Annotated in this window: 19 protein-coding genes; 13 read left to right on the top strand and 6 right to left on the bottom strand. The window is 62.9% G+C overall.

The genetic code is table 11. The features are described 5' to 3' along the window. The first annotated feature begins 256 nt into the window (after nucleotides 1–256). Nucleotides 257–1,999: an FAD-binding protein gene (locus tag WHX55_RS21360; RefSeq protein WP_353741253.1), complete on the top strand. Its 1,743-nt coding sequence runs from the start codon at nucleotides 257–259 to the stop codon at nucleotides 1,997–1,999. Continuing rightward, complete coding sequence (locus tag WHX55_RS21355) at nucleotides 1,996–2,874, top strand: SDR family NAD(P)-dependent oxidoreductase (RefSeq protein WP_353741252.1); 879 nt, start codon at nucleotides 1,996–1,998, stop codon at nucleotides 2,872–2,874. Before WHX55_RS21360 ends, WHX55_RS21355 begins: the two co-directional genes overlap by 4 nt. A 931-nt stretch (nucleotides 2,875–3,805) precedes the next feature. Here the strand turns inward: WHX55_RS21355 and WHX55_RS21350 are convergent. From WHX55_RS21350 to WHX55_RS21325, 6 genes are all read right to left on the bottom strand, one after another. Beyond that, on the bottom strand, nucleotides 3,806–5,386 hold the full coding sequence (locus tag WHX55_RS21350; protein WP_353741251.1) for a FadD3 family acyl-CoA ligase: 1,581 nt from the start codon (nucleotides 5,384–5,386) through the stop codon (nucleotides 3,806–3,808). A gap of 72 nt (nucleotides 5,387–5,458) precedes the next feature. Then, nucleotides 5,459–6,205, bottom strand: coding sequence for an SDR family oxidoreductase (locus WHX55_RS21345; protein ID WP_150759513.1), 747 nt, complete (start codon nucleotides 6,203–6,205; stop codon nucleotides 5,459–5,461). 231 nt (nucleotides 6,206–6,436) lie between these two features. Then, nucleotides 6,437–7,519, bottom strand: coding sequence for a ferredoxin--NADP reductase (locus tag WHX55_RS21340; RefSeq protein ID WP_353741250.1), 1,083 nt, complete (start codon nucleotides 7,517–7,519; stop codon nucleotides 6,437–6,439). 13 nt (nucleotides 7,520–7,532) lie between these two features. Continuing rightward, complete coding sequence (locus WHX55_RS21335) at nucleotides 7,533–8,288, bottom strand: glucose 1-dehydrogenase (RefSeq protein WP_150759511.1); 756 nt, start codon at nucleotides 8,286–8,288, stop codon at nucleotides 7,533–7,535. Then, nucleotides 8,276–9,955, bottom strand: a complete 1,680-nt coding sequence (locus WHX55_RS21330; RefSeq protein ID WP_353741249.1) for an FAD-binding protein — start codon at nucleotides 9,953–9,955, stop codon at nucleotides 8,276–8,278. Before WHX55_RS21330 ends, WHX55_RS21335 begins: the two co-directional genes overlap by 13 nt. 9 nt (nucleotides 9,956–9,964) lie before the next feature. Further along, complete coding sequence (locus tag WHX55_RS21325) at nucleotides 9,965–10,480, bottom strand: flavin reductase family protein (RefSeq protein ID WP_150725857.1); 516 nt, start codon at nucleotides 10,478–10,480, stop codon at nucleotides 9,965–9,967. A gap of 776 nt (nucleotides 10,481–11,256) precedes the next feature. Here WHX55_RS21325 and WHX55_RS21320 point away from each other — a divergent pair. The 11 genes from WHX55_RS21320 to WHX55_RS21270 all read left to right on the top strand — a co-directional run bounded on the left by WHX55_RS21320 (nucleotide 11,257) and on the right by WHX55_RS21270 (nucleotide 22,588). Then, nucleotides 11,257–12,441: a flavin-dependent monooxygenase gene (locus WHX55_RS21320; RefSeq protein WP_353741248.1), complete on the top strand. Its 1,185-nt coding sequence runs from the start codon at nucleotides 11,257–11,259 to the stop codon at nucleotides 12,439–12,441. A gap of 124 nt (nucleotides 12,442–12,565) precedes the next feature. Continuing rightward, nucleotides 12,566–13,687: an LLM class flavin-dependent oxidoreductase gene (locus WHX55_RS21315; RefSeq protein WP_056722369.1), complete on the top strand. Its 1,122-nt coding sequence runs from the start codon at nucleotides 12,566–12,568 to the stop codon at nucleotides 13,685–13,687. 710 nt (nucleotides 13,688–14,397) lie between these two features. Next, entirely contained in the window at nucleotides 14,398–14,757 is a 360-nt protein-coding gene (locus WHX55_RS21310) for a hypothetical protein (protein ID WP_353741247.1), read from the top strand. 247 nt (nucleotides 14,758–15,004) lie between these two features. Beyond that, complete coding sequence (locus WHX55_RS21305) at nucleotides 15,005–15,901, top strand: VOC family protein (protein WP_353741246.1); 897 nt, start codon at nucleotides 15,005–15,007, stop codon at nucleotides 15,899–15,901. Between the two features lie 11 nt (nucleotides 15,902–15,912). Continuing rightward, entirely contained in the window at nucleotides 15,913–16,794 is an 882-nt protein-coding gene (locus tag WHX55_RS21300; RefSeq protein WP_353741245.1) for a CoA-transferase, read from the top strand. Nucleotides 16,795–16,805: 11 nt separating this feature from the next. Next, on the top strand, nucleotides 16,806–17,594 hold the full coding sequence (locus WHX55_RS21295) for a ketoacid CoA transferase (RefSeq protein ID WP_353741244.1): 789 nt from the start codon (nucleotides 16,806–16,808) through the stop codon (nucleotides 17,592–17,594). A gap of 23 nt (nucleotides 17,595–17,617) precedes the next feature. After that, nucleotides 17,618–18,490: an enoyl-CoA hydratase gene (locus WHX55_RS21290; RefSeq protein WP_151214479.1), complete on the top strand. Its 873-nt coding sequence runs from the start codon at nucleotides 17,618–17,620 to the stop codon at nucleotides 18,488–18,490. A 2-nt stretch (nucleotides 18,491–18,492) separates the two neighbouring features. Further along, nucleotides 18,493–19,560: a nitronate monooxygenase gene (locus tag WHX55_RS21285; RefSeq protein WP_353741243.1), complete on the top strand. Its 1,068-nt coding sequence runs from the start codon at nucleotides 18,493–18,495 to the stop codon at nucleotides 19,558–19,560. A gap of 29 nt (nucleotides 19,561–19,589) precedes the next feature. Continuing rightward, nucleotides 19,590–20,345 (top strand): enoyl-CoA hydratase family protein, encoded by a 756-nt coding sequence (locus WHX55_RS21280; RefSeq protein WP_353741242.1) that lies wholly within the window; start codon nucleotides 19,590–19,592, stop codon nucleotides 20,343–20,345. A 10-nt stretch (nucleotides 20,346–20,355) separates the two neighbouring features. Then, nucleotides 20,356–21,522 (top strand): acyl-CoA dehydrogenase family protein, encoded by a 1,167-nt coding sequence (locus WHX55_RS21275; protein WP_150759542.1) that lies wholly within the window; start codon nucleotides 20,356–20,358, stop codon nucleotides 21,520–21,522. Nucleotides 21,523–21,532: 10 nt separating this feature from the next. Then, nucleotides 21,533–22,588, top strand: coding sequence for an acyl-CoA dehydrogenase family protein (locus WHX55_RS21270; protein WP_353741241.1), 1,056 nt, complete (start codon nucleotides 21,533–21,535; stop codon nucleotides 22,586–22,588). Nucleotides 22,589–22,622 lie beyond the last annotated feature (34 nt).

Raw genomic sequence — 22,622 nt, 5'->3', positions numbered from 1 at the left:
ATGGCCCAGGTCAGACCTGCCCGACCTGCATTTCAGGGGGTGATTGGTGCTGTGGGCGACTATGGAGTCACGACTTGCGCGCAACATCGTCCAAGCGGACTAAGCGATTTGTACGGGGCGGCCGCAGGCCTGGCCTTAGTCTTATCGGACGATGAACACCCGGCGCGCGCGGCGAACAATCCCGAGACCGACTGCACCGGGCGAAGATCCGGCGGTGGCGGTTTCTGCCTGATGGGCGCTGAACAAGGGTGATCGCATGAACGCTGCCGGGATCAAATGGGACGAGTGCTGTGATGTGTTGGTGATTGGCTCGGGAGCCGGGGGCATGACCGCTGCGCTGCGCGCCCACGACTTGGGCCTGAATGCGTTGCTGATCGAAAAGAGCGGCGAATACGGCGGCACCTCGGCGGTGTCCGGCGGCGGCATCTGGATCCCCAACAACCACCGGATCAACGCGATCGGCGGCAGTGATTCGGCGGCCGAAGCGATTGCCTACATCCGCGCGGTGACCCACGGCGAGATCGACGACGGGCGCATCGAGGCCTATGTCGAGCACGGCCGGGAGATGGTCGAGTACCTGGAACAACACACCCGCGTGCGCTTCGAGGCGCAACCGCGCTACGCCGATTACTACCCGGAAGTCGAGGGCGGCAAACCGGGCTATCGCTCGATGGATCCGCAACCGTTCGATGCCGCCGTACTCGGTGAAGAATTTTTGCGCATGCGCGCACCGTCCCCCGGCACCCTGATGATGGGGCGCATGGCGATGACCATGAAAGAGGCGCAAGTGTTGCTGTGCCGCGGCCCCGGCTGGTTGCGCCTGACCCTGCGGGTGATGTGGCGCTACTGGCGTGATCGCGAGGGGCGGCGCTTGTCCCGTCGCGACCGTTTCCTGACCCTGGGCAATGCCTTGATCGGTGCCTTGCGCTGTTCGTTGCAGGATCGCGGCAAGTCGCTGTGGCTCAACTGTGCGCTCGAAGAGCTGCTGCTGGTCGGCGACCGGGTCGGCGGGGCGCGGGTCAATCGCAACGGTCAGTTGCTCAACGTCAAGGCGCGCTACGGGGTGATCATCGCCGCCGGTGGTTTCGAGCGTAATCAGGCGATGCGCGAGCAGTACCTGCCGCAGCCGTCCCAGGCCAACTGGAGTGCCACGCCGCCGAACAATACCGGCGACGGCATTCGCGCCGGCCAGGCCCTTGGCGCGCGGACCGCGTTGATGGAACACAGCTGGTGGGCGCCGACCACTTACGTCAAGGGCGAAGAAAAACAGCGCGCGCTGTTCGTTGAACGCACTTTGCCGGGGTGCGTGATGGTCAACGCAGCGGGGGAGCGTTTCGTCAACGAGGCCGCGCCCTATACCGATATCGTTTACGCGATGTACGCCAACAACCGCGAAGGTGCCGCGAGTGTGCCGTGCTGGATGGTGTTCGACGCCGAGTTCCGCCGCAAATACCCGTGCGGCGCCTTGCTGCCGGGCTATGCCCAGCGCGACTGGCAATTGCCCGAGCATTTGCGTGATTACTTTCAAAAGGCTTCGAGCCTGGAAGAACTGGCGACGAAAATCGGCGTCGACGCCGGCGGGCTGGTGCGCACCGTGCAGCGCTTCAACGGCATGGCCGTGCAGGGCGTCGACGAGGATTTCCACAAGGGTGAATCGCTGTTCGACCGCTACTACGGCGACCCCAACGTGCAACCCAATCCGTGCCTGGCGCCGTTGCTCAAAGGGCCGTTCTACGCCGTGCGCATCGACGCCGGCGACATCGGCACCAAGGGTGGCCTGCTGACCGACGTGCACGCTCGCGTGTTGCACGAAGATGGAGAACCGATCAACGGCCTGTACGCCATCGGCAACAGCGCCGCCTCGATGATGGGCCGCACCTATCCGGGCGCCGGTTCGACCATCGGCCCGGCCATGACCTTCGGTTACCTGGCCGCCAATCACATCAAGCGCCAGAGCGAAACCGCTTCGGCGAATACCTTGTTCGGGAGTGTCGAATGAATCACCCACGTCAACAGATCGCTGTCGTTACCGGCGCCAGTCGCGGAGTGGGCCAGGGCATCGCCTTGGCCCTTGGGGCGGCCGGCATGACCGTGTACGTCACTGGCCGCGCCCCGACGCAGGGCGGATCGAATTTGTACGGGCATGCCTTGCATGGCTCGCTGGAGGACACCGCCGCCGCAATCACAGCAGCCGGCGGGCGCGGTATCGCGGTGGTCTGTGATCACGCCGATGATGCGCAGGTTCAGGCGCTGTTTACCCGTGTGGAAGATGAGTGCGGGCATCTGGATTTGCTGGTCAACAACGCCGCGTTCATCCATGACCGGTTGATCGAGCCAGGACCGTTCTGGGCCAAGCCGCTGGAGTTGGTGCGCATTCTCGACGTCGGTCTGCGCTCGGCCTACATCGCCAGCTTCTACGCCGCGCCGCTGTTGCTGAAAAGTGCCCAGGGGTTGATTTGCTTTACCTCGTCGTTCGGTGCCGGCTGCTACATGCATGGCCCAGCGTACGGCGCGCAAAAGGCTGGAGTCGACAAACTGGCGGCCGACATGGCGATCGATTTCGAAGGGCAGGGCGTGGCGGCGTTGTCGCTGTGGCTCGGCCCGCAACTGACTGAGCGCACGAAAATTGCCGGCGAGCAGCATGGCGAGCAGTACCAGGCGTTTCTGGCCCACGCCGAAACCCCGCAATTCAATGGGCGGGTGATTCATGCCTTGCTCAATGATCCGCAGTTGATGGCGTTGTCCGGGCAGACCCTGATCACCGCCGAAATCGCCCCTGGTTACGGCATCAGCGAAGCCGAAGGCCGCCAGCCGCCATCCCATCGCGCCATGCTCGGTGATCCACGCCAGCAACATCCGGCGCGGGTGGTCTGACTCCGTCATCTCGGCACACACAAAACCTGTGGGAGCGAGCTTGCTCGCGATGAGGCCGGCACATCCAGCATTGATGTTGGCTGACACTCCGCCATCGCGGGCAAGCCCGCTCCCACAGTTGAACTGTGTCGGACGCGAAGTCTGAGGACACCCTCGAGCACTGTGGGAGCGAGCTTGCTCGCGATGAGGCCGGCACATCCAGCATTGATGTTGGCTGACACTCCGCCATCGCGGGCAAGCCCGCTCCCACAGTTGAACTGTGTCGGACGCGAAATCTGTGAACACCTTCGAACATTGTGGGAGCGAGCTTGCTCGCGATGAGGCCGGCACATCCAGCATTGATGTTGGCTGACACTCCGCCATCGCGGGCAAGCCCGCTCCCACAGTTGAACTGTGTCGGACGCGAAGTCTGAGGACACCCTCGAGCACTGTGGGAGCGAGCTTGCTCGCGATGAGGCCGGCACATCCAGCATTGATGTTGGCTGACACTCCGCCATCGCGGGCAAGCCCGCTCCCACAGTTGAACTGTGTCGGACGCGAAATCTGTGAACACCTTCGAACATTGTGGGAGCGAGCTTGCTCGCGATGAGGCCGGCACATCCAGCATTGATGTTGGCTGACACTCCGCCATCGCGGGCAAGCCCGCTCCCACAGTTGAACTGTGTCGGACGCGAAATCTGAGGACACCCTCGAGCACTGTGGGAGCGAGCTTGCTCGCGATGAGGCCGGCACATCCAGCATTGATGTTGGCTGACACTCCGCCATCGCGGGCAAGCCCGCTCCCACAGTTGAACTGTGTCGGACGCGAAATCTGTGAACACCTTCGAACATTGTGGGAGTGAGCTTGCTCGCGATGAGGCCGGCACATCCAGCATTGATGTTGGCTGACACTCCGCTATCGCGAGCAGGCTCGCTCCTACAGGGATTGCGTTTAGTCGGCGGGCTGCAGTGCCCACTCGCGCAACACATTCTTGGTCACTTTGCCCGCCGCATTGATCGGCATGCTTTGCAGCACCTGCACCCGGCGCGGAACCTTGTAGTTGGCCATCTGCTCGCGGCACCAGGCGAGGAACCGTGCCTGTTCGATTTCCATCCCGGGAGCAGGCAGCAGGAACGCCATCGCCACTTCACCCATGCGCTCATCGGGAATGCCGATCACCGCTGCCTGGGCCACGCCCGGATAGGTCAGCAAACACTGTTCGATCTCCGCCGGGTACACATTGAAGCCACCGGTGATGAACATGTCCTTGAGGCGGTCGGTGATGCGCAGGTAACCCTGTTCGTCGAGCATGCCGATGTCGCCGGTGTGCAGCCAGCCGTCGGCGTCGAGAATCTCCTGGCTGGCTTCGGGGTTGTTGAGATAACCCTGCATCAGGTTGTAGCCGCGAATCTGCACTTCACCGGGAATGTTCGCCGGCTGGCTGCGGCCGCTGTTGCCGACACAACGTACTTCTACCCCCGGCATCGCCCGGCCACTGGTATTGGCGACCAGTTCCGCAGAGTCGCCGGCGCGGCAGATCGTGGCGAAACCGCAGACCTCCGTCAGGCCATACGCTGTGACGATGGTGACGAAGCCCAGTTCGTCGCGCATGCGGTGGATCATCTCCACCGGGATCGCCGCCGCCCCGGTCACCGCCACGCGCAAGGAGCTCAGGTCGAATTCACTGCGTTGCGGATGGGCCAGCAACGATTGATACAGCGTCGGCGGCCCGGGCAACACGGTGATGCGTTCGCGCTGCACGCATTCGAGCACGGCCTGCACGTCGAACACTTGTTGCGGCAGGAGGGTGCAGCCACGCATCAGCGCTGCCAGCCAACCGGCCTTGTAGCCGAAGGAGTGGAAGAACGGATTGACGATCAGGTAGCGATCGCTCTCGCGCAAGCCAACGATATCGCTCCAGTCGCGCACGATGCGCAGGTTCTGACCGTGGCTGGTCATCACGCCTTTGGGTTTGCCGGTGGTGCCCGAGGTGAACAGCACGTCGGACAAGGCCTGCGGGCCAACGCTCTGTTCGCGGGTGCGCAAGGCCAGGTGCGGCACGTCGACCCCCAGGTCCATAAACCGTTCCCAGGCCAGGGTGCCTGAGTTGGCACCGCGCACGCTGACGATGTGGCGCAGCTCAGGCAGGTCTTCCGACGCCAGCATGCCGGGGTAGTCCGCGCCGAGGAATTCGCCGATGGCAAACAGCACGCAGGTGCCGCTTTCGCGCAGGATGTAGCCGGCCTCGCTGCCTTTCATCCGGGTATTGAGCGGCACCAGGGCGGCGCCGACACTTTGCAGGGCACCGGCGGCGACAATCCATTCCCACACGTTGGGTGCCCAGACCGCCACGCGGTCCCCGACCTGTACGTCGAGGGCCAGCAGTGCGCGGGCAGCCTGGCGGCGCAGTTGGTCCAGTTGTCGGTAGCTGATGACGTGGCCCGCGTCCTCGATGGCCGGGCGGTCGCCGTAGGCCTGGGCCGCGTTGGCGAACAGTTGAGCGATGGTCAGTGCGGTGGCGACAGGCGGCATGGGGCCTCCCCGGTTAGAAGACAGTTGCGAAAAAGGGAGTAGGCCGGGCAGGGCGCCCGGCCGGATTGCGAATTACTGCGCGGGTGGGGCGAAACGGCGACCGGCGGAAAAACCACCGTCCACGGCGATCATCTGGCCGCTGACAAAGGACGCTTCGTCGGACGCCAGGAACAGCGCGACGTTGGCCACTTCTTCCGGTTGCCCGGAGCGGCTGAGCATGTGTTGCGAGGCGAAAAACGCGTGGACCGCCTCATTTTCGCGGACCATGCTGGTCATCGGCGTTTCGATCAGGCCCGGGCACAGGCCGTTGACGCGAATGTTGGCGTAGCCGTAGTCGATGGCCATCGAGCGGGTCAGCTGGTTGATGCCGCCCTTGGACACGTTGTAGGCCACGTTGCCGTCGCAGCCTTGCAGGCCGAAGATCGAACCGACGTTGATGATCGAGCCGCCGCGTTGCGACACCATCGATTCCAGCGCGTATTTGCTGGTGAGCATGCTGCCGGTCAGGTTGATGTCCATCACCCGTTGCCAGGCGGCGGTGGTGGTCTGGGTCACGCTGCCCTGGTCGGCGACGCCGGCGGCGTTGACCAGCACGTCGATGCGCCCGAAGCGGCTGACGACTTCTTGCATGACCTGCTGCACCTGCGCTTCGTCGCGCACGTCCAGGGTCATGAACAGGCCGGGAAAGTCTGCCGGTGCGCTGCCGATGTCCAGCCCGACCACTTGCGCGCCTTCGGCAGCGAAACGGCGCACGCAGGCCAGACCGATCCCCGAAGCGCCGCCGGTGACCACCGCGACCTTATTCTGCAAACGAGCCATAACTGCACCTCTTTATTGTTGTGGGCTAATGCTGTGGCCGAGTCTAACCGCAGACCGGACCTGAGTGATCGTCCAATGAGACTAAGCAACAGATCTCAAGACCGGCACATTTCAACTGTAGGAGCGAGCCTGCTCGCGAAAAACGCTCAGAGAATGCGGTCATTCAGACAGGGCGCATTATCGTTGACGTCCATCGCGAGCAGGCTCGCTCCTACAGGGGGATGCGTATCTTCAATCCGGGAATTTCAGGCGTACCCGGGCACCCGTCGGTCGGCTTTGGCAGGCCAGTGTCCAACCGTCCGCGAGTTCTTTTGCGCTCAACACGTCGTTGCGCGCCAATTGGATTTCGCCTTCCTTGACCACACACATGCACGCGCCGCAGAAACCTTCTTCACAGGACGACGGCACATCCAGGCCGGCGGCCTTGCAACTTTGCAGCAGGGTGTCGCCCGGCTGGCAGGTAATTTCGTGTTGCTGGCCATCGAGTTCGACGATCAGCGCTTCGCACTGCGAACCCATCGCTGCCTCGCGGGCGAGGGCTTCTTCGGCCAATAGTTCGTCGGGGTCCGGCGGTGAGACGAAACGTTCGACATGGATGCGCTCGGCCGCTTCGCCCAGTACCAGCAGCGTGCGCTCCACGGTGTCCATGAACGGTCCAGGCCCGCAGATGAAGTAGTCGCCACCGGCCGATCCGCGCAGCAGATGACGGACCTGATGGTTCGTCAGGAAACCCTGCACCGAATCGAGGACGTGCACCACGTGCAGTTGATCAGGATGCGCCTTGATCAACTGGCACAGTTCGTCCTTGAAAATCACCGACGCCTCATCGCGGTTGGCGTAGATCAACTTGATCGGCCGCCGGCTGCTGTGCAGCACCGATTTGAGGATGGAAAACACCGGGGTGATGCCCGAACCGCCCCCGAACAGGACCAGGGGCTTTTCGGTGTCCGCCTGCGGGTCCAGGCAGAAATGCCCGGCCGGTGGCAGCACTTCCAGCCAGTCGCCGACCTGCACTTCGTTCATCCAGTTCGACACCCGGCCACCGTCGACCCGTTTCACCGTGACCTTGGGCAGCGCGTCCGCGAGGGGCGAGCTGGCCATGGAATAGCAGCGGGTCAACAGTTTGCCGGCCAAGGGCACGCGAAAACTCAGGAACTGGCCCGGTTTGTAGCGAAAGCGCTCACGCAGGGTTGGCGGTACGTCCAGCACCAGCGAGCGCGCATCGGCGGTCTCGTCGATCACCGCGCACACTTGCAATGAGACACTTGCCGTCGTGTGTTCGGCCGGGGTCAGGTTCTGTTGTTGCGTGCCCATGTTCACCTCGGCCTCAGAGCCCGCTGATCAGTTGGGCGTTGTCGACGCGGATCTCGGCACCGTTGACGAAGCGCGACTCGTCGGCGGCGAGGAACAGCACCACGTTGGCAATGTCCCGTGGCGCGGCCATGCGGTTCATCGGGTCCTGGTCGAGGGCTTCCTGCGGGATTGGCTGACCACCGGCCAGGGCCTGGGTCATCGGCGTGTTCACGCCATCCGGGTGCACGCTGTTGCAGCGAATGCGGTAGCCCTGCTGCTTGCAGTGCAGCGCAATGGAACGGGTCATCGCCGCCACCGCGCCTTTGGACGCCGAGTAAGCGCAGAACATCGGCATCGCGCCCAAGGCCGCGACTGACGACATGTTGATGATCGAGCCGCCACCGGTTTCCTTCATGGCCTGGATCGCGTACTTGCAGCCGAGGAAGTAGCCTTCGCCGTTGATCTTCTGCACCTTCTGCCACAGCTCCAGGGTGGTGTCTTCGATGCTTCCCAGGGCGAGGATCGCGGCGTTGTTGACCAGCACATCGAGACGGCCGAAGTGTTCGACGGTGGTTTTGACCACCTGTTGCCAATCGCTTTCGCTGGCGATGTCGTGGCGGATGAACAGCGCGTTGGCGCCGATTTCCGCAGCGACCTGACGGCCGGCTTCTTCATTGAGGTCGGTCAGTACCACTTTGGCACCTTCGCGGGCCAGCAGCAGGGCGTCTTCGCGACCGATGCCGCTGGCGGCGCCGGTGATGATGCAGACTTTGCCTTCTACACGTTGCATTGTTGTTCTCCTGATCGTGCGGTTTGAAGTGCGATTTGGTCGGCCACGTGGGCGGCAGCCCGGCGACCGGAATAAATGCAGTCGGCCAGGGACAGGCCGGAGACATACAGGTTGGAAGCGACCCCGACCGCATTGCGGCCGGCGCTGTAGAGACCGTTTATTGGCTGGCCGGCGTGGTCCAGCACCCGACCGCTGTCTTCGCAGACCTTCAGTCCGCCGAGTGTGATGACCGGGCAGGGGAAGAGTTTGCTGTCGAAGGACAGGTCGAGGGCGTACCACGGGCCTTGGTCGAGGTTGGTGAGCATTGCGGCGGATTTGCCAAACTCGTCGGCGACCTCACCGCGTGCTGCTCGGGAGTAGCGTTCGACACTTTGGCGCAGCAGTTCGGGCGGCAGGTTGCAGCGTTTGGCCAACCCGGCCAGGCTGTTGCTGCGCTTGGCGTTGAACAGCAGATTGAGCAGCACCGGCAGGCGTTGGAAATTCCAGACTTTGCCGGGGCCGACCTGACTGAGTGCTTCTCGAACCAGCGCCCGATTGAGAATCAGAATGGCGCGGCCATCCTGTTCTTCGACCATGGCGTGGCCGAGGGTCGCGCCGTAGATTTCTTCGTTGGCGTATCGCTGTCCGCGAGCATTGACGATCAGCCCGCGGGCCCAGGCCAGTGGCGGGTTGATGAAACGCCAGGCGCTGACCTTGTCCATCCGCGCCACGCTGCCACCGGCGCTCTGGCCCAAGGCGATGCCGCTGCCATTGCACCCGGTGGCGCCCAGCGGCAAACCGGCCAGGTACTGCGGCGCGTGTTGGCGCACCAGATCGCGATTGAAGATAAAGCCGCCGCTGCTCAGCAACACCGCCTGTTCGGCGCGAATCAATTGGCGAATGGCGCTGGTCTGTTCGATGCGACGCTGACGGGCGCGCAAGCGGTCGGCCAACGCTGGGGCGTACATATGAATGGCCGCGGCCCAGCGTGACAGACGCGCATGTTGTTTGGCGGCGCGGCTACCCGACGGCAGTTGCCAGGCTTCGACGCCGATGACCTTGTCGTCGAGGTCGAGCACCAGGCGCCGCACTTCGCACTGGCTGCGCAGGCGTGCGCCGTGACGCAAGGCACTGGCCTTGAGCGGGGCGAACAGGCTGGCGCCGGACATGCCCGGGCCTTTGGTGCGGTGGCCACGGGGCGCCGGCTTGGCGCTGGCGGCGTAGGCCGGCACGGCTTCGTTGCCGGAGTAATAGAGGTAGTACTGGTCACTCGGGTATGAGGTTTTGTGCGGCGGCACGCTGGCCTCGAACGCCGCGCCTTGTCGCTCCAGCCAGGCCAGTTGCTCGCGGCTGCCGTCGCAGAAGTGCTTTAGGGTTTCGCCGCTGACGGCCTCCCCGACTTCCTGACGCAGGTAATTGAACATGGCTTCGCTGCTGTCTTCGTAGCCAGCCTGACGCTGATACGGCGTACCGCCGCCGGCATACACCACGCCACCGCTGAGTGCCGTGGCGCCGCCGCCTTCGAAGCGATCCAGTGCGAGCACCGACAGGCCACGAGCGCTGGCTTCGATGGCGGCACAGGCGCCGGCACCGCCAAACCCGACGATCAGCAAATCGCAACGCTCATCCCATGGCAACTGGTCGGCGCTGTTCACTCGCAACGCCGTCAACCCGTTCACGCCGTTCATGTCCAGGCCTCAGCCGGCTACAGCGAAGGAAGGAGTGGGTTTGGCGGTGGTGGTGTAGCTGCCGTCGAGGTAGACCAGCGGGGTGATGGCATCGGTGGTGTGAATCTGCAGGATGCGTCCGATGAACACGGTGTGGGTGCCGTAGCTGAAGTGGCCGTCCTGGCGGCAGAGGATTGCCGACTGTGCGTCACCCAGGTAAGGAATGCCGCCGGGGCTGGTCAGCCAGTTGCCACGGTCGAAGCGTGCTTCGCCCTTGATCGCGCCGCTGCACAGGTTGGCCAGGTCTTGTTGTTCGACGCCGAGGATGTTGACGCAGAAGTCGGCGCCGGTTGCCAGTGCGGCGTGGGGCGAGGCGGTCTTGTTGACGCAGATCAGCAGCGATGGCGGTTCGGTGCTCAGGGAGTCGACCGCGGTGGCGGCCATGGCGAAGCGTTCGGTGCCGTTGCTGGTGCTGATAATGGTGACTGACTTGGCCAGGCGGCGCATGGCCTGGAGCATGTCGGCTTTGAGATTGACGTCGTTCATCGCACTGGGCCTTTTTGTTGGTTGGGGAGTGCGATGGATTCTTGCTCTGGCTCTGGTCTGGGGCATCGTCCGAGGGGACTAGGCCTTGGCGGCCTCTGGGCCGACCAGGCTGTCGGGTTGATTGAGTACATATCCGTTTCTGCGGTAACGGCGGCTAATGGTTTCGCCCTGACGGCGACTCACTTTTTTTAACAAGCGCCTCAAAAAAAGTAAGCAAAAAAAGCGCTCGCCCCGAGCGTCCGGCCCCTCGCCAAGGCTCGGGGTTCCTTCACTCCGGTATTCATCCGGGGGCATTGCCCTCCGGTCTGCTTCGCGAGACCTACATGCAATGAGTTCGGCTGCGCCGAACGGCGCTACGCGCCAGTCCCCGGATGAACACCTCCGCTCAGCCTCCCGAGGGGGCGGGTGGATCAAGATCAAAAGCTGCAGGCGAGCTAACGCTCGGCCTGATGAGTGGTGAAGAGCGAAGGCGTACGCTGACCTGCTTTTGCTCTTCTGTGGGAGCGAGCTTGCTCGCGATGGCGGCCCGACGGCCGACCGAAATCTTGCAGATGTACTGAGTACCGGTGGGAGCGAGCCTGCTCGCGATGGCAGCCTGCCAACCAACACATCCCTTTCAGATACACCCCCTGATACCTGTTCCCCCAAAACCATATGGTCCGTTTGAGGGATGTCCACTCTGTTGCGCATTGCTTGAATGCCAGTGTAGGGGCGCTACACCCGCCCCGTTGCACGCGCGCCCCGGCGGATGGGGTGAACAAAGGAGAACAATAAAAATGCTCAACCAAGACCTGATTCGCCAGCGTCTGAGCCAACGTGCCCGTGAGTTGGTGCCGATCCTGCGTGAACGCGCCCTGAATGCCGCGCAAGCAGGCCAGTTGCCTGAAGAAACCCTGAAGGATTTCCAGGACGCCGGGTTCTTTCGCATCCTGCAACCGTCCCGTTGGGAAGGTTATGAACTGGAGCCCAAGGATTTCTTCGACGTACAGATGACCCTTGCCGAAGGCTGCATGTCCTCGGCCTGGGTACTGGGGGTGGTGGCGATCCACAATTGGCAACTGGCGTTGTTCGACGACCGCGCGGCCCAGGATGTCTGGGGTAGCGACTCCAGCGTGTTGATCTCCTCTTCCTATATGCCGGTGGGCAAGGTCGAGCGGGTCGACGGTGGCTTCAAGTTGAGCGGTCGCTGGGGTTTTTCTTCCGGCAGCAAGCATTGCGACTGGGCGTTCCTCGGTGCGCTGGTGCCGCCGGCAGAGGCGGGCGGGGTGCCGGATTATCGGACGTTCCTGGTGCCGCGCAGCGACTACCAGATTCTCGACAACTGGAACGTCATGGGCCTGGAAGCCACCGGTTCCCACGACATTCTGGTGGAAAACGCTTTCGTTCCCGAGTACCGCACTCATCGCTCCCTGGACGGTTTCATGCAGAACAGTCCGGGCAACGAGGTGAACACTGCACCCTTGTTCCGCCTGCCGTTCGGGCAGATTTTCGTGCGTGCGGTTTCGTCGTCCGCTATCGGTGCCCTGCAAGGCGCGGTGGATCAGTTTGTCGAGCACAACCGTGCCCGGGTCGGGGTCAATGACGGTCGCAAGATGGTCCAGGACCCGGCCGCGCAAGCGGCGCTGGCTAATGCCATGGTCTGCGTCGACGAGTGCAAGACCGCGCTGCATCGCAACTTCGCCCTGATGCTGGAGCGCGCGCAGAAGGGTGAGCCGTTGAGCATGCCCGAGCGGGTGAAGATGCGTTACGACTCGGCGCTGGTGGCAGACAAGTGCGCCAAGGCCGTTGGCGACCTGATGTTCAACAGCGGTGCTTCGACGATCTTCCGCAGCCATCCGATCAACCGTGCCTTCCGCGACATTCACACCGGTCGCGCCCACGTCGCCAACAGCCCGGCCAAGTATGCCTGGAACCTCGGTGGGGTCAGCATGGGTCAGGACAGCAGCGACTTTTTCCTCTGACTTTTTTACTGAATCGGGCTAGTCCGTTTGCGTGATTCGAGCGCCCCGTCGATGCACGAGCATTGACGGTAAGGCGAAGGTCTACGGCGCCGACTGCGCATCCAAATAAGCACAAGGATCAACCATGAAATTTTCCCTGATTTACGAAGCACAGACGGTGGATTCCAGCCGTGAAGGCGACCGCAAGATTTTTGAAGACACCGTTGAGCAGGCCGTGCTGGCCGACAAGCTTGGCTTCGACACCTTTTGGTGCGTGGAACACACCGCGCTGAGCAACTACTCGCACATGTCCGCGCCGGAAACCATGCTGGCGTTCGTGGCCGGTAAAACCGAGCGCATCGGCATCGGCCACGGCGTGGTCTGCTTGCCGCCGGCGATGAACCATCCGGTGAAAGTCGCCGAGCGCATCGCCACCCTCGACCTGTTGTCCAAGGGCCGTGTGCACTTCGGCGTGGGCAAGGGCGGCACCCAGCAGGAAGCCGGCACCTTCGGCTACGACCTGGCGACCTTGCAGCCACAGATCGACGAGATGATGTACTTGATCCCGAAAATGTTCGTACAGGACGAGATCGAGCACAACGGCGACTTCGTGCAGATCCCCAAGCGCCCGATCCATCCAAAGCCTTACCAGGATCCGCACCCGCCGATGTACCTGGCATGCACCAACACCGAGTCGCTGAAAAATGCCGGCGGTCGCGGCATGGGCGCACTGGTGTTGGGCTTCGGTGGCCCGGAAGAGATCGCCAAGAAGGTCGAGGTGTATCACACGGCCTACGACAACCGCGATGAGAAGAAGCAAGTGGGCTTCCGTCCTAACCGTCACATCGCCGCGCTGTGCCCGGCCATTGTGCTGGACGACAACGCAGAAGCGCGCCGCATCGGTATCCGTGGCCAGCGTTACTTCATGGAATCCCTGGGCTACTGGTACGGCGGTGGCGAGCGTCCGGACCCGGAGAAGTGGAAAGACGACACCTACGTCGATGGCAACGGCCAGAGCGTGATCAAGTCGCGCTTCGCCTCGGAAGAAGTCAGCGTCGACTTCTCCGACCCGACCATGGCGATGATGAACCCGAACCACGCCTACGGCACCGTCGAGGATTGCATCGGCTACGTGCAGCGCCTGATCGATGCCGGCGCCGACGAAATCCTGTTCATCTGCCAGATGGGTACTGTGCCGCAGTGGGCGCAACTGGAAACCCTGAAGAACATTGGCGAGAAGGTGATTCCGCATTTCCGTAAGGGCTAAGTCCTGCCACATAAGGCATGAACACCGCACAACCCTTGTGGGAGCGGGCTTGCTCGCGAAGAGGTCGGCACATTCAACATTCATGTTGCCTGACACACCGCCTTCGTCGGAACGCCGCCCGGAGCAAGCCCGCTCCCACAGTTTGATCGCATTTCAGGTCCGGCACGGACGTCAGGCCAACTTTCCAACGGGTCCCCAAGGCCCGTTTTTTTATGCCTGCCGAATAAGATTGAACACCGCATACCCCTTGTAGGAGCGAGCCTGCTCGCGATGAACCGGAGAGCGCCGCGGGGTGTCAGGTTTCCAGCGTTATCGTTGACGACCATCGCGAGCAGGCTCGCTCCTACAGGTTTTTGGCCTATAGATAGCGCCTGTTTAACGGCTGTCAGCGTTACTTGATGAAAGCTACAATGCCTTGCGTCGTTGCCTACAGGTACGCCAGAATCCGCCGGCTTGTGCGCCTTGGACCCCCTCGGTAACTTGATTCGCGTCACTGCTCTTCAGTGATCGGGTTTAGCAGCTCGGGTATAACCTAAGTCGTACGACGCTTCTATCAGTCAGGTTTTTGCGCCTGCATTTTGATGGTAGCTGTACGCAGGGCGCCCTTGGGCGCGCCGGCTTCTTAGGTTCCCCGGTCTGCTAACCTGCGTGCAGCTGCCACCCTCTTCGTTTAGCAGCAGGAGGTTGGCACATCATTAGGAACCTGAGATATGTTCAAAGTCACACCAAACCCACCGAACACCGATCCAGCATCCCCATACGAACCCGATTCAAAAAAACTGCACGAGGCCGCCGAGCGTGCCCTCGCTTACCACTTCCCCTCGACCGCCGACATCAAAGCCGCCCCTCGAACCATCAGCACCTTGTTCACCGTCGCCCCCGGGGCCACGACCGAAACCCTGGTGGTCTATCTGGTCGAGACGCAGGCCTCGGTGGATGTGATGGTGCATCAACTGGTGGATCATCTGGAGGGCGGTGACCGCAATGCCCTGCTGGGCATTTCCAATAGCGTGATGCTGGCGGAGATCACCGCAAACCGTGTGCTGGATCAAATCGAACAACCTGCATAAAGCCGCCCTTTGTGGGAGCGAGCCTGCTCGCGAAGAGGCCGGCACATTCAACATCCATGTTGCCTGACACACCGCCTTCGCGAGCAGGCTCGCTCCCACAGGTTTTTCGCGTCACAAGCCATCAAATCCGCTAGTCCCATTGGACGATGTTGCCCCTCCCCGAACCCGTTTGAATAGGCCCTACATAAAGTCTCCCCCGGCAGTCGCCGAAGGGCGGCACCGCCTGAGTAAAACGAGGAGTGCATCCATGGATATCCGTGGTCTGGGTTACGTCACCCTGTTATCCAGCGACCTGGCGCAATGGCGCCATTACGCAAGCCAGGTGCTGGGCATGATGGTCATCGGATCTGATGACGACGAGCACCTGTACCTGAAAATGGACGAGCGCCACTACCGCATCCTGGTGCAGAAGAACGCCGAGAACAGCTTCGGTGCCTGCGGCTGGGAAGTGGCCGGCAGAGCAGCCCTGGAACAGGCTGTCAGCGAGTTGCAACAGGCCGACGTGCAAGTGACCCGTGGCACCGCCGCCGAAGCGGAGCTGCGCAAGGTCCAGGAACTGGTGCACTTCAGTGATCCGGATGGCAACCGCCACGAAATTTTCTGGGGCCCGTTGCAGGACTTCGCCCGTTTCGTCTCGCCAGTCGGCGTCAAAGGTTTTGTCACCAACGACCTCGGCATGGGCCACGTCGTATTGCCGGCCCCGGCCTTCGAGCGCTGCCGCGATTTCTACGAACAGGTGATGGGTTTCGGTCTGTCCGACCTGATGAAAGTCCGCTTCACCCCGGACCCGGCCGAGCCACAAAAACGCATCCACTTCCTGCACTGCAACAACGGCCGCCACCACTCGCTGGCGATTTTCGAGTGCCCGATGCCCCACGGTTGCGTGCACATGATGGTCGAGGTCAACGCGCTGGACGAAGTCGGCCGCGCCCTGGATCGCGTCCACGCCAATGGCGTGAAGCTGTCGGCCACTCTCGGTCAGCACACCAACGACCAGATGATTTCTTTCTATATCAAGACCCCGTCCGGGTTTGACCTGGAATACGGCTGCGATGGCCTGGTGGTCGACTGGGACCGCCACACGCCGTTCGAAAGCACCGTGGTCAGCCACTGGGGCCACGACTTCAGTGTCGGTCGCCAATGAGGAACAAGACGATGGACAAGCAAATGAGCACCGCCGAAATTGTCGGCCAACTGCGTGACGGCATGACCATCGGTATCGGTGGCTGGGGCCCACGCCGCAAGCCGATGGCGCTGGTGCGCGAGATTCTGCGCTCGGACCTCAAGGACCTGACCGTGGTTGCCTACGGCGGTGCCGATGTCGGCATGCTCTGCGCTGCGGGCAAGATCAAAAAACTGGTGTTCGCCTTCGTCTCCCTGGATTTCATTCCGCTGGAGCCGTATTTCCGCAAGGCGCGCCAGGAAGCGGCGCTGGAAGTGATGGAAATCGACGAAGGCATGCTGCTGCTCGGCCTGCGGGCGGCGGCGATGAATGTGCCGTTCATTCCGACCGCCGTGGGCCTGGGCACTGATGTGCTGCGCCACAACCGCCAGATCAAGTTGATCGCCTCGCCCTATGCCGATGACAAGGATTGGGTTGCCATGCCGGCGCTCAAGCTCGACGCGGCGCTGGTGCACGTCGACCGCGCCGACAAACGCGGCGTGTGCCAGATCAGCGGACCCGATCACTACATGGACGACCTGTTCGTGCGGGCCGCGACCCACAGCTACGTGACCTGCGATGAGCTGGTCGACAGCGAGTATTTCCATCAGGACAGCGCTCACGCGCATCAAGTGTTCTGGGAACGCAACCTGACCACCGCCGTGGCCCACGTGCCGGGCGGGGCGCATCCGTCTTCGTGCGCGCCGCTGTACGGTTTCGACGTCGCGCACTTCAAGGCCTACAACGCCACGGTCCAGGCGGCCGATGGCTGGCAGGGCTACGTGCGCGACTACGTCGACTGCACCCACGAACAGTATCTGGAAAAGGTCGGCGGCCTGGCTGCGATCCGTGAACTGCCGTTGCCGATTTTCTAAGGAGCCTTTCGATGAGCACTACTGATTTCAGCCTCGCTGAGTTGATGATCTGCGCGGCCTCTGAAGCCTGGCGCGAAGACGGCGAAGTATTGGCCTCCGGCATCGGCGTGATCCCGCGCCTGGCCGCTTCGCTGGCCATGTTGACCAGCAACCCGCAACTGCTGATGACCGACTCCGAAGCCTACATGGTTGCCGAGCCGGTGCCCTTGGGCGCGCGCAAAGGCTATGAACCCAAGCGCGACAGCTGGATGGGTTTCTCGCGGATTTTCGACAACGTCTGGGGCGGCAAGCGCCACGCGCTGGTCGGCCCGACCCAGATCGACCGTTACGGTCAGGCGAACATTTCCTGCATCGGCGACTACGCCAAACCGAAAGCGCAGATGCTCGGTGTGCGCGGTTTCCCCGGCAACTCGATCAGCCATGCCAACTCGTTTTGCGTGCCGAGCCATAACCGTCGGGTGTTCGTCGAAGGCGAGGTCGATATGGTCGCCTCGGTCGGCTACAACCCGGCTCGCCTGGCGCGGGGCTGGTCGCTGGACGATATCGATATCCGCCTGATCATCACCGACCTCTGCATCCTGGATTTCCAGGGCCCGCAGCGGCAGATGCGCATCCGGTCGCTGCACCCCGGCGTGACGGCGGCGCAAGTCCAGGACAACACCGGCTTCGAGCTGCACGTTCCAGATGACTGCCCGACCACGGCAGCACCGACGGCCGAGCTGTTGCAGCTGATCCAGCGCCTGGACCCGCACAACCTGCGCTCCCTGCAACTCAAAGACAACCCGCCAGGCCAACGCTGAGCAACGCGTTGCGGAGAAAAGTGATGGCTGAACATAACGATAACAATCAGGCCGAGGTGGTGCTGTACGAGGTGCGTGGCGCGGTGGCCCTGGTCACCATGAACCGCCCCGAGTTCCACAACGCGCAGAACTCGCAGATGACCTATGCGCTGGACGCGGCGTTTCGCCGGGCCTGCGATGACGATGAAGTGAAGGTCATTGTGCTGCGTGGCGCCGGCAAGCATTTCTCCGCCGGGCATGACATCGGTACACCGGGCCGCGACGTCGACAAGACCTTCGACCGCGCCAGCCTGTGGTACGACCATGTGAACAAACCGGGCGGCGAGTTTCTCTATGCCCGCGAGCAGGAAGTCTATCTGGGCATGTGCCGCCGCTGGCGCGAAATGCCCAAGCCGACCATCGCCATGGTCCAGGGCGCGTGCATTGCCGGTGGGCTGATGCTGGCCTGGGTCTGCGACCTGATCGTCGCCAGCGAGGACGCCTACTTCGCCGATCCGGTGGTGCGCATGGGCATTCCCGGTGTGGAGTATTTCGCCCACGTGCATGAACTTAATCCGCGCATCGCCAAGGAATTCCTGTTCCTCGGCGAGCGCATGCCAGCGCCGCGTGCCTATCAGATGGGCATGCTCAATCGGGTGGTGGCTCGCGACGAGCTTGAACAACAGACCCTCGACATCGCCGGGCGCATCGCACAGATGCCGCGCCTGGGCCTGCAACTGAGCAAGCAAGCGGTGAACAACGCCGAAGACCTGATGGGCAAGCGCGCGACCATGGACATGGTGTTCGGCCTGCATCACTTCGCCCACGCCCACAACGAACTGGTGTCCGGCGACCGCCTCGGTGGCTACGACGCCAAGGCCATGGCCAGTTCCCAGCGCAAAGCGGGCGAGGCGTGAACATGGCGATCTCGTTGAATACCCGTTTGACTGAACTGCTCGGTTGCCGCTACCCGATCATCCAGACCGCCATGGGCTGGGTCGCCGACCCGAAACTGGTGGCGGCCACGGGCAATGCTGGCGGCTTTGGTTTTCTCGCCGGGGCGACCATCGAACCGCAGCAGATGGAAGCGGCGATTATCGAAACCCGGCGCCTGACCGATCAGCCGTTCGGCGTGAATTTCCATATGTACCAGGCCAATGCCGGCGAGATCGTCGAGCTGGTATTGCGCCACAAAGTCCGGGCGGTCAGCTACAGCCGTTCGCCGGGCAAACAAATGATCAGCCGCCTTAAGGATGCCGGCGTGGTGTGCATCCCCACGGTGGGCGCGCTCAAGCATGCGCAGAAAGCCGTGGAAATGGGCGCCGATGCGGTGACCGTACAGGGCGGCGAGGGCGGGGGACACACCGGTTCCGTACCGACCTCGATGTTGCTGGATCAGGTGGTCAATGCCGTATCGGTGCCCGTGGTGGCGGCCGGCGGATTCAAGGATGGCAAGGGGCTGATTTCGGCCTTGGCCTACGGCGCCGAAGGCATCGCCATGGGCACGCGGTTCCTGATGTGCGCCGACAGCCCGGTGCCCCAGGCGACGCTGGCGCGTTACCTGGCGGTCAAGGACCCGGCGGCGATCATCATCAGCCGCGCCATCGATGGCATGCCGCAACGGATGATCCGCAACGAATTGCTCAACCAGCTGGAAAACAGCGGTGGTCTCAAGCGCCTGTTGCTGGCGTTGCAAAGTGGCCTGGCCTACCGCCGCCACACCGGCATGAGCCTGACGCAACTGTTGACCAGCGCACTGAAGATGCGCGGCAGCGGAGAGTTGACCGCCGCGCAAAGCATCATGGCCGCCAACGCGCCGATGGTGATCCAGAAAGCCATGGTCGACGGGCAACCGGCCTCGGGCGTGTTGCCCGCCGGGCAGATCGCCGCATCCATCGACAGCTTGCCCAGCTGCGCCCAATTGATTGAACAGATCGTCCGCGACGCCGAAGCGCGCCTGGGCGAGCTGTGCCGCCGTGTGTCGTAAGGGGCCATGCATTGTGAAGGAAGGAAACCATGAAACCATTTAGCGTCAGCATCGAACACGGCATTGCCGAACTGGTCTTCAACCGACCACCGGTCAACGCCTTCAATTGCCAGGGCTGGGCCGATATCGCCAGCGAGATCGAGGGCCTGGGCCGCAACAACGACGTGCGGGTGATCGTGATCCGTGCCGAAGGTCGCGGCTTCTGCGCCGGGGTCGATATCAAGGAACTGGCCGCCGACGGCAACCTGATCGTCGCGGTGAACAAGGGCAACTACGACAGCTTCAAGGCCATTCACCGCAACCCGAAACCGGTGATCGTCGCCGTGCACGGCTTTGTGCTGGGCGGCGGCATCGGCATCTGCGGTGCCGCCGACATCATCGTCGCTGCCGAGTGCGCCACTTTCGGCGTGCCGGAAGTGGATCGCGGGGCCATGGGCGGCGGTGCGCATTTGCAGCGTTTGTTCCCGGTGCAGAAAGTCCGCCACATGTACTTCACCGGCGAGGCGATCGACGCCGCCGAGGCCTACCGCCTGGGCGCGGTGGAGCGGGTGGTCAAGCGCGAAGACTTGCGCGAAGCCGCGTTGCAGATCGCCCGCACCATCGCCGCCAAGAGCCCCGGCATGATCAGCCTGGCCAAGGAGGCGTTGAGCGGCATCGAAGACGGCAATCTGGAAGACAAATACCGCTGGGAGCAGGGCTTCACCCTCGAAGCCTACCGCTCACTGGACTCTCAGGAAGCACGCGACTCGTTCGTCGAGAAACGCGATGCCCGATTCAACGGCTGAAGGCATATCCATGGACCTGACCTATACCCCGGCCCAGCAGGCCTTTCGTGCCGAGGCGCGGACCTGGCTGGCGGCCAATGTACCGAGTGAACCGCTGCAATCGTTCGACACCGAGCCTGGCTTTGCCCAGCATCGGGCGTGGGAAGCCAAGCTCAATGAAGGCCGTTGGGGCATGGTCACCTGGCCGACCGAACTCGGCGGACGCGGCTGCGACCTGATCGAGTGGCTGATTTTCGAAGAGGAATACTACCGCTCTGGCGCCCCGGCACGGGTCAACCAGAACGGCATCTTCCTGCTCGGCCCGACCCTGATGGAGTACGGCAGCGCAGAGCAGAAGGCGCGATTCCTGCCGCGCATGGCCACCGGCGAAGACATCTGGGCCCAGGCCTGGTCCGAGCCGGGTGCCGGTTCCGACATGGCGGCGATCCGTTCCAAGGCAGAGCGGGTGGGCGACCACTACGTGATCAATGGCCAGAAAACCTGGTCGACCCGCGCGGTGTGGGCCGATTGGGCGTTCGGTATTTTCCGTACCGACTCGCAGTCCCAGCGTCATCACGGCCTGACCTTCATCCTGCTGCCGCTGGACACGCCGGGCATCACCGTGCGGCCGATTCCGCAGCTCAACGGCTTGCCGGGTTTCGCCGAGATTTTCTTCGACGACGTCAAGGTGCCGGTGGAGAACGCCCTCGGTGGCGAAGGCATGGGTTGGCACGTGGCGATGTCCACCGCCGGTTTCGAGCGTGGTTTGTTGCTGCGTTCACCGGCACGCTTCCAGGAAACCGCCAAGCGTCTGGTGCAACTGTACCTGGCCCACCGCGAGCAGGCCGACCGCGACCCGGCCATTGGCGAGGCGGTGATGCGCGCCTGGCTGGATGCCGAGGCCTACACCCTGAGCACCTACATGACCGCCTCGCAACTGGTGCAGGGCGGCAAGATCGGGCCGGAGTCGTCGACCAACAAGATCTTCTGGTCGGAACTCGATCAGCGCATGCACGACACCGCCATGAGCATTCTCGGCCTGCGTGGCGAGCTGCTGCCGCAAGCCCCGGCCGCCGGTGACGTCGGCCATTGGCTGGAAGGTTTCCTGTTTGCCCAGGCCGGGCCGATCTACGCCGGCACCAACGAGATCCAGCGCAACATCATTGCCGAACGCATGCTCGGCATGCCGCGTGCCTGAGGAATAGACCATGGACTTTAGTTTCAGCCGCGACCAATTGCTGTTTCAGGACAACGTCCGCAGCTTCCTGATCAACGAAGTCACCCCGGAACGCATCCGCGAACTGTGGCAGAGCGACAGCGGGCGCAGTGAGCAACTCTGGGCGCAACTGGTAGAACTCGGCCTGACCGCCCTGACCGTGCCCGAAGCGCAGGACGGCATGGGCATGAATGAGCTGGACTTCGTGTTGATCGCCCAGGAGTGCGGTTACGCCGGGCTGCCCGAACCGCTGGTGGACACCATGCTGATCGGCGTACCGATGCTCGCCGCCCTCGATGAGCAACACGCGCCACTCAAACAAAAATGGCTGTCGCGAGTGGCCGAGGGCCGTGCGCGTCTCGCGGTGGCCGAGCCAGGTAATCCGCTGGTCAGCGATGCCCATGTCGCCGATCTGCTGTTGCTGGCCAATGGCGATGAAGTGCATGCCTTGGAACGTGATGCCGTGTGCCTGACCCGCAACGAGTCGGTCGACCCGAGCCGCCAACTGTTCCAGGTCGAGTGGACGCCAACACCTGCCACTTGCGTTGCCAGCGGTGAACAAGGGCGGCGCCTGTGGGCAGCCGCCTTCAACCGTGGTGCCCTCGCCAGTGCCGCGCAATTGCTCGGGCTGGCCAAACGCATGGTCGACCTGGCGGTGGACTACACCTTCGAGCGCAAGCAGTTCGGCAAGCCGGTGGGTTCGTTCCAGGCGGTCAAGCACTTGATGGCCAACGTCGCAGTGCAGATCGAGTTCGCCAAAGGCCCACTCTATCGCGCCGCCTATGCGGTGGCCGAGCAGCAACCGGGGCAGGACGTGCTGGTGTCCCACGCCAAACTGGCAACGGCCGAAGCGGCCATGCTCGCGGCGAAGAACACCATCCAGGCCCACGGCGCCATGGGTTACACCTGGGAAGTCGACTTGCATCTGTTCATGAAACGCGCCTGGGCCCTGGACAAGGTCTGGGGCGATCGCGGCCATCACAAAGGGCGGATTCGCGCGGCGCTGTTTGACGGCAAGCTCGCGCTGGGAGCGGGTAGTACGTTCTAACCAGTCATTAAGGGTGACTACATCCCTGTGGGAG

Source organism: Pseudomonas fluorescens, assembly GCF_040448305.1.
Lineage (GTDB): Bacteria > Pseudomonadota > Gammaproteobacteria > Pseudomonadales > Pseudomonadaceae > Aquipseudomonas > Aquipseudomonas fluorescens_BH.
Note: the sequence above shows the minus strand (reverse complement) of the source record. Positions and strands in the feature narration are given on the sequence as shown.

Excerpts from the sequence above, each read along its gene's own strand:
- WHX55_RS21360 (WP_353741253.1), top strand. The coding sequence starts at position 257 with ATGAACGCTGCCGGGATCAAATGGGACGAGTGCTGTGATGTGTTGGTG.
- WHX55_RS21355 (WP_353741252.1), top strand. The coding sequence starts at position 1,996 with ATGAATCACCCACGTCAACAGATCGCTGTCGTTACCGGCGCCAGTCGC.
- WHX55_RS21350 (WP_353741251.1), bottom strand. The coding sequence starts at position 5,386 with ATGCCGCCTGTCGCCACCGCACTGACCATCGCTCAACTGTTCGCCAAC.
- WHX55_RS21345 (WP_150759513.1), bottom strand. The coding sequence starts at position 6,205 with ATGGCTCGTTTGCAGAATAAGGTCGCGGTGGTCACCGGCGGCGCTTCG.
- WHX55_RS21340 (WP_353741250.1), bottom strand. The coding sequence starts at position 7,519 with ATGGGCACGCAACAACAGAACCTGACCCCGGCCGAACACACGACGGCA.
- WHX55_RS21335 (WP_150759511.1), bottom strand. The coding sequence starts at position 8,288 with ATGCAACGTGTAGAAGGCAAAGTCTGCATCATCACCGGCGCCGCCAGC.
- WHX55_RS21330 (WP_353741249.1), bottom strand. The coding sequence starts at position 9,955 with ATGAACGGCGTGAACGGGTTGACGGCGTTGCGAGTGAACAGCGCCGAC.
- WHX55_RS21325 (WP_150725857.1), bottom strand. The coding sequence starts at position 10,480 with ATGAACGACGTCAATCTCAAAGCCGACATGCTCCAGGCCATGCGCCGC.
- WHX55_RS21320 (WP_353741248.1), top strand. The coding sequence starts at position 11,257 with ATGCTCAACCAAGACCTGATTCGCCAGCGTCTGAGCCAACGTGCCCGT.
- WHX55_RS21315 (WP_056722369.1), top strand. The coding sequence starts at position 12,566 with ATGAAATTTTCCCTGATTTACGAAGCACAGACGGTGGATTCCAGCCGT.
- WHX55_RS21310 (WP_353741247.1), top strand. The coding sequence starts at position 14,398 with ATGTTCAAAGTCACACCAAACCCACCGAACACCGATCCAGCATCCCCA.
- WHX55_RS21305 (WP_353741246.1), top strand. The coding sequence starts at position 15,005 with ATGGATATCCGTGGTCTGGGTTACGTCACCCTGTTATCCAGCGACCTG.
- WHX55_RS21300 (WP_353741245.1), top strand. The coding sequence starts at position 15,913 with ATGGACAAGCAAATGAGCACCGCCGAAATTGTCGGCCAACTGCGTGAC.
- WHX55_RS21295 (WP_353741244.1), top strand. The coding sequence starts at position 16,806 with ATGAGCACTACTGATTTCAGCCTCGCTGAGTTGATGATCTGCGCGGCC.
- WHX55_RS21290 (WP_151214479.1), top strand. The coding sequence starts at position 17,618 with ATGGCTGAACATAACGATAACAATCAGGCCGAGGTGGTGCTGTACGAG.
- WHX55_RS21285 (WP_353741243.1), top strand. The coding sequence starts at position 18,493 with ATGGCGATCTCGTTGAATACCCGTTTGACTGAACTGCTCGGTTGCCGC.
- WHX55_RS21280 (WP_353741242.1), top strand. The coding sequence starts at position 19,590 with ATGAAACCATTTAGCGTCAGCATCGAACACGGCATTGCCGAACTGGTC.
- WHX55_RS21275 (WP_150759542.1), top strand. The coding sequence starts at position 20,356 with ATGGACCTGACCTATACCCCGGCCCAGCAGGCCTTTCGTGCCGAGGCG.
- WHX55_RS21270 (WP_353741241.1), top strand. The coding sequence starts at position 21,533 with ATGGACTTTAGTTTCAGCCGCGACCAATTGCTGTTTCAGGACAACGTC.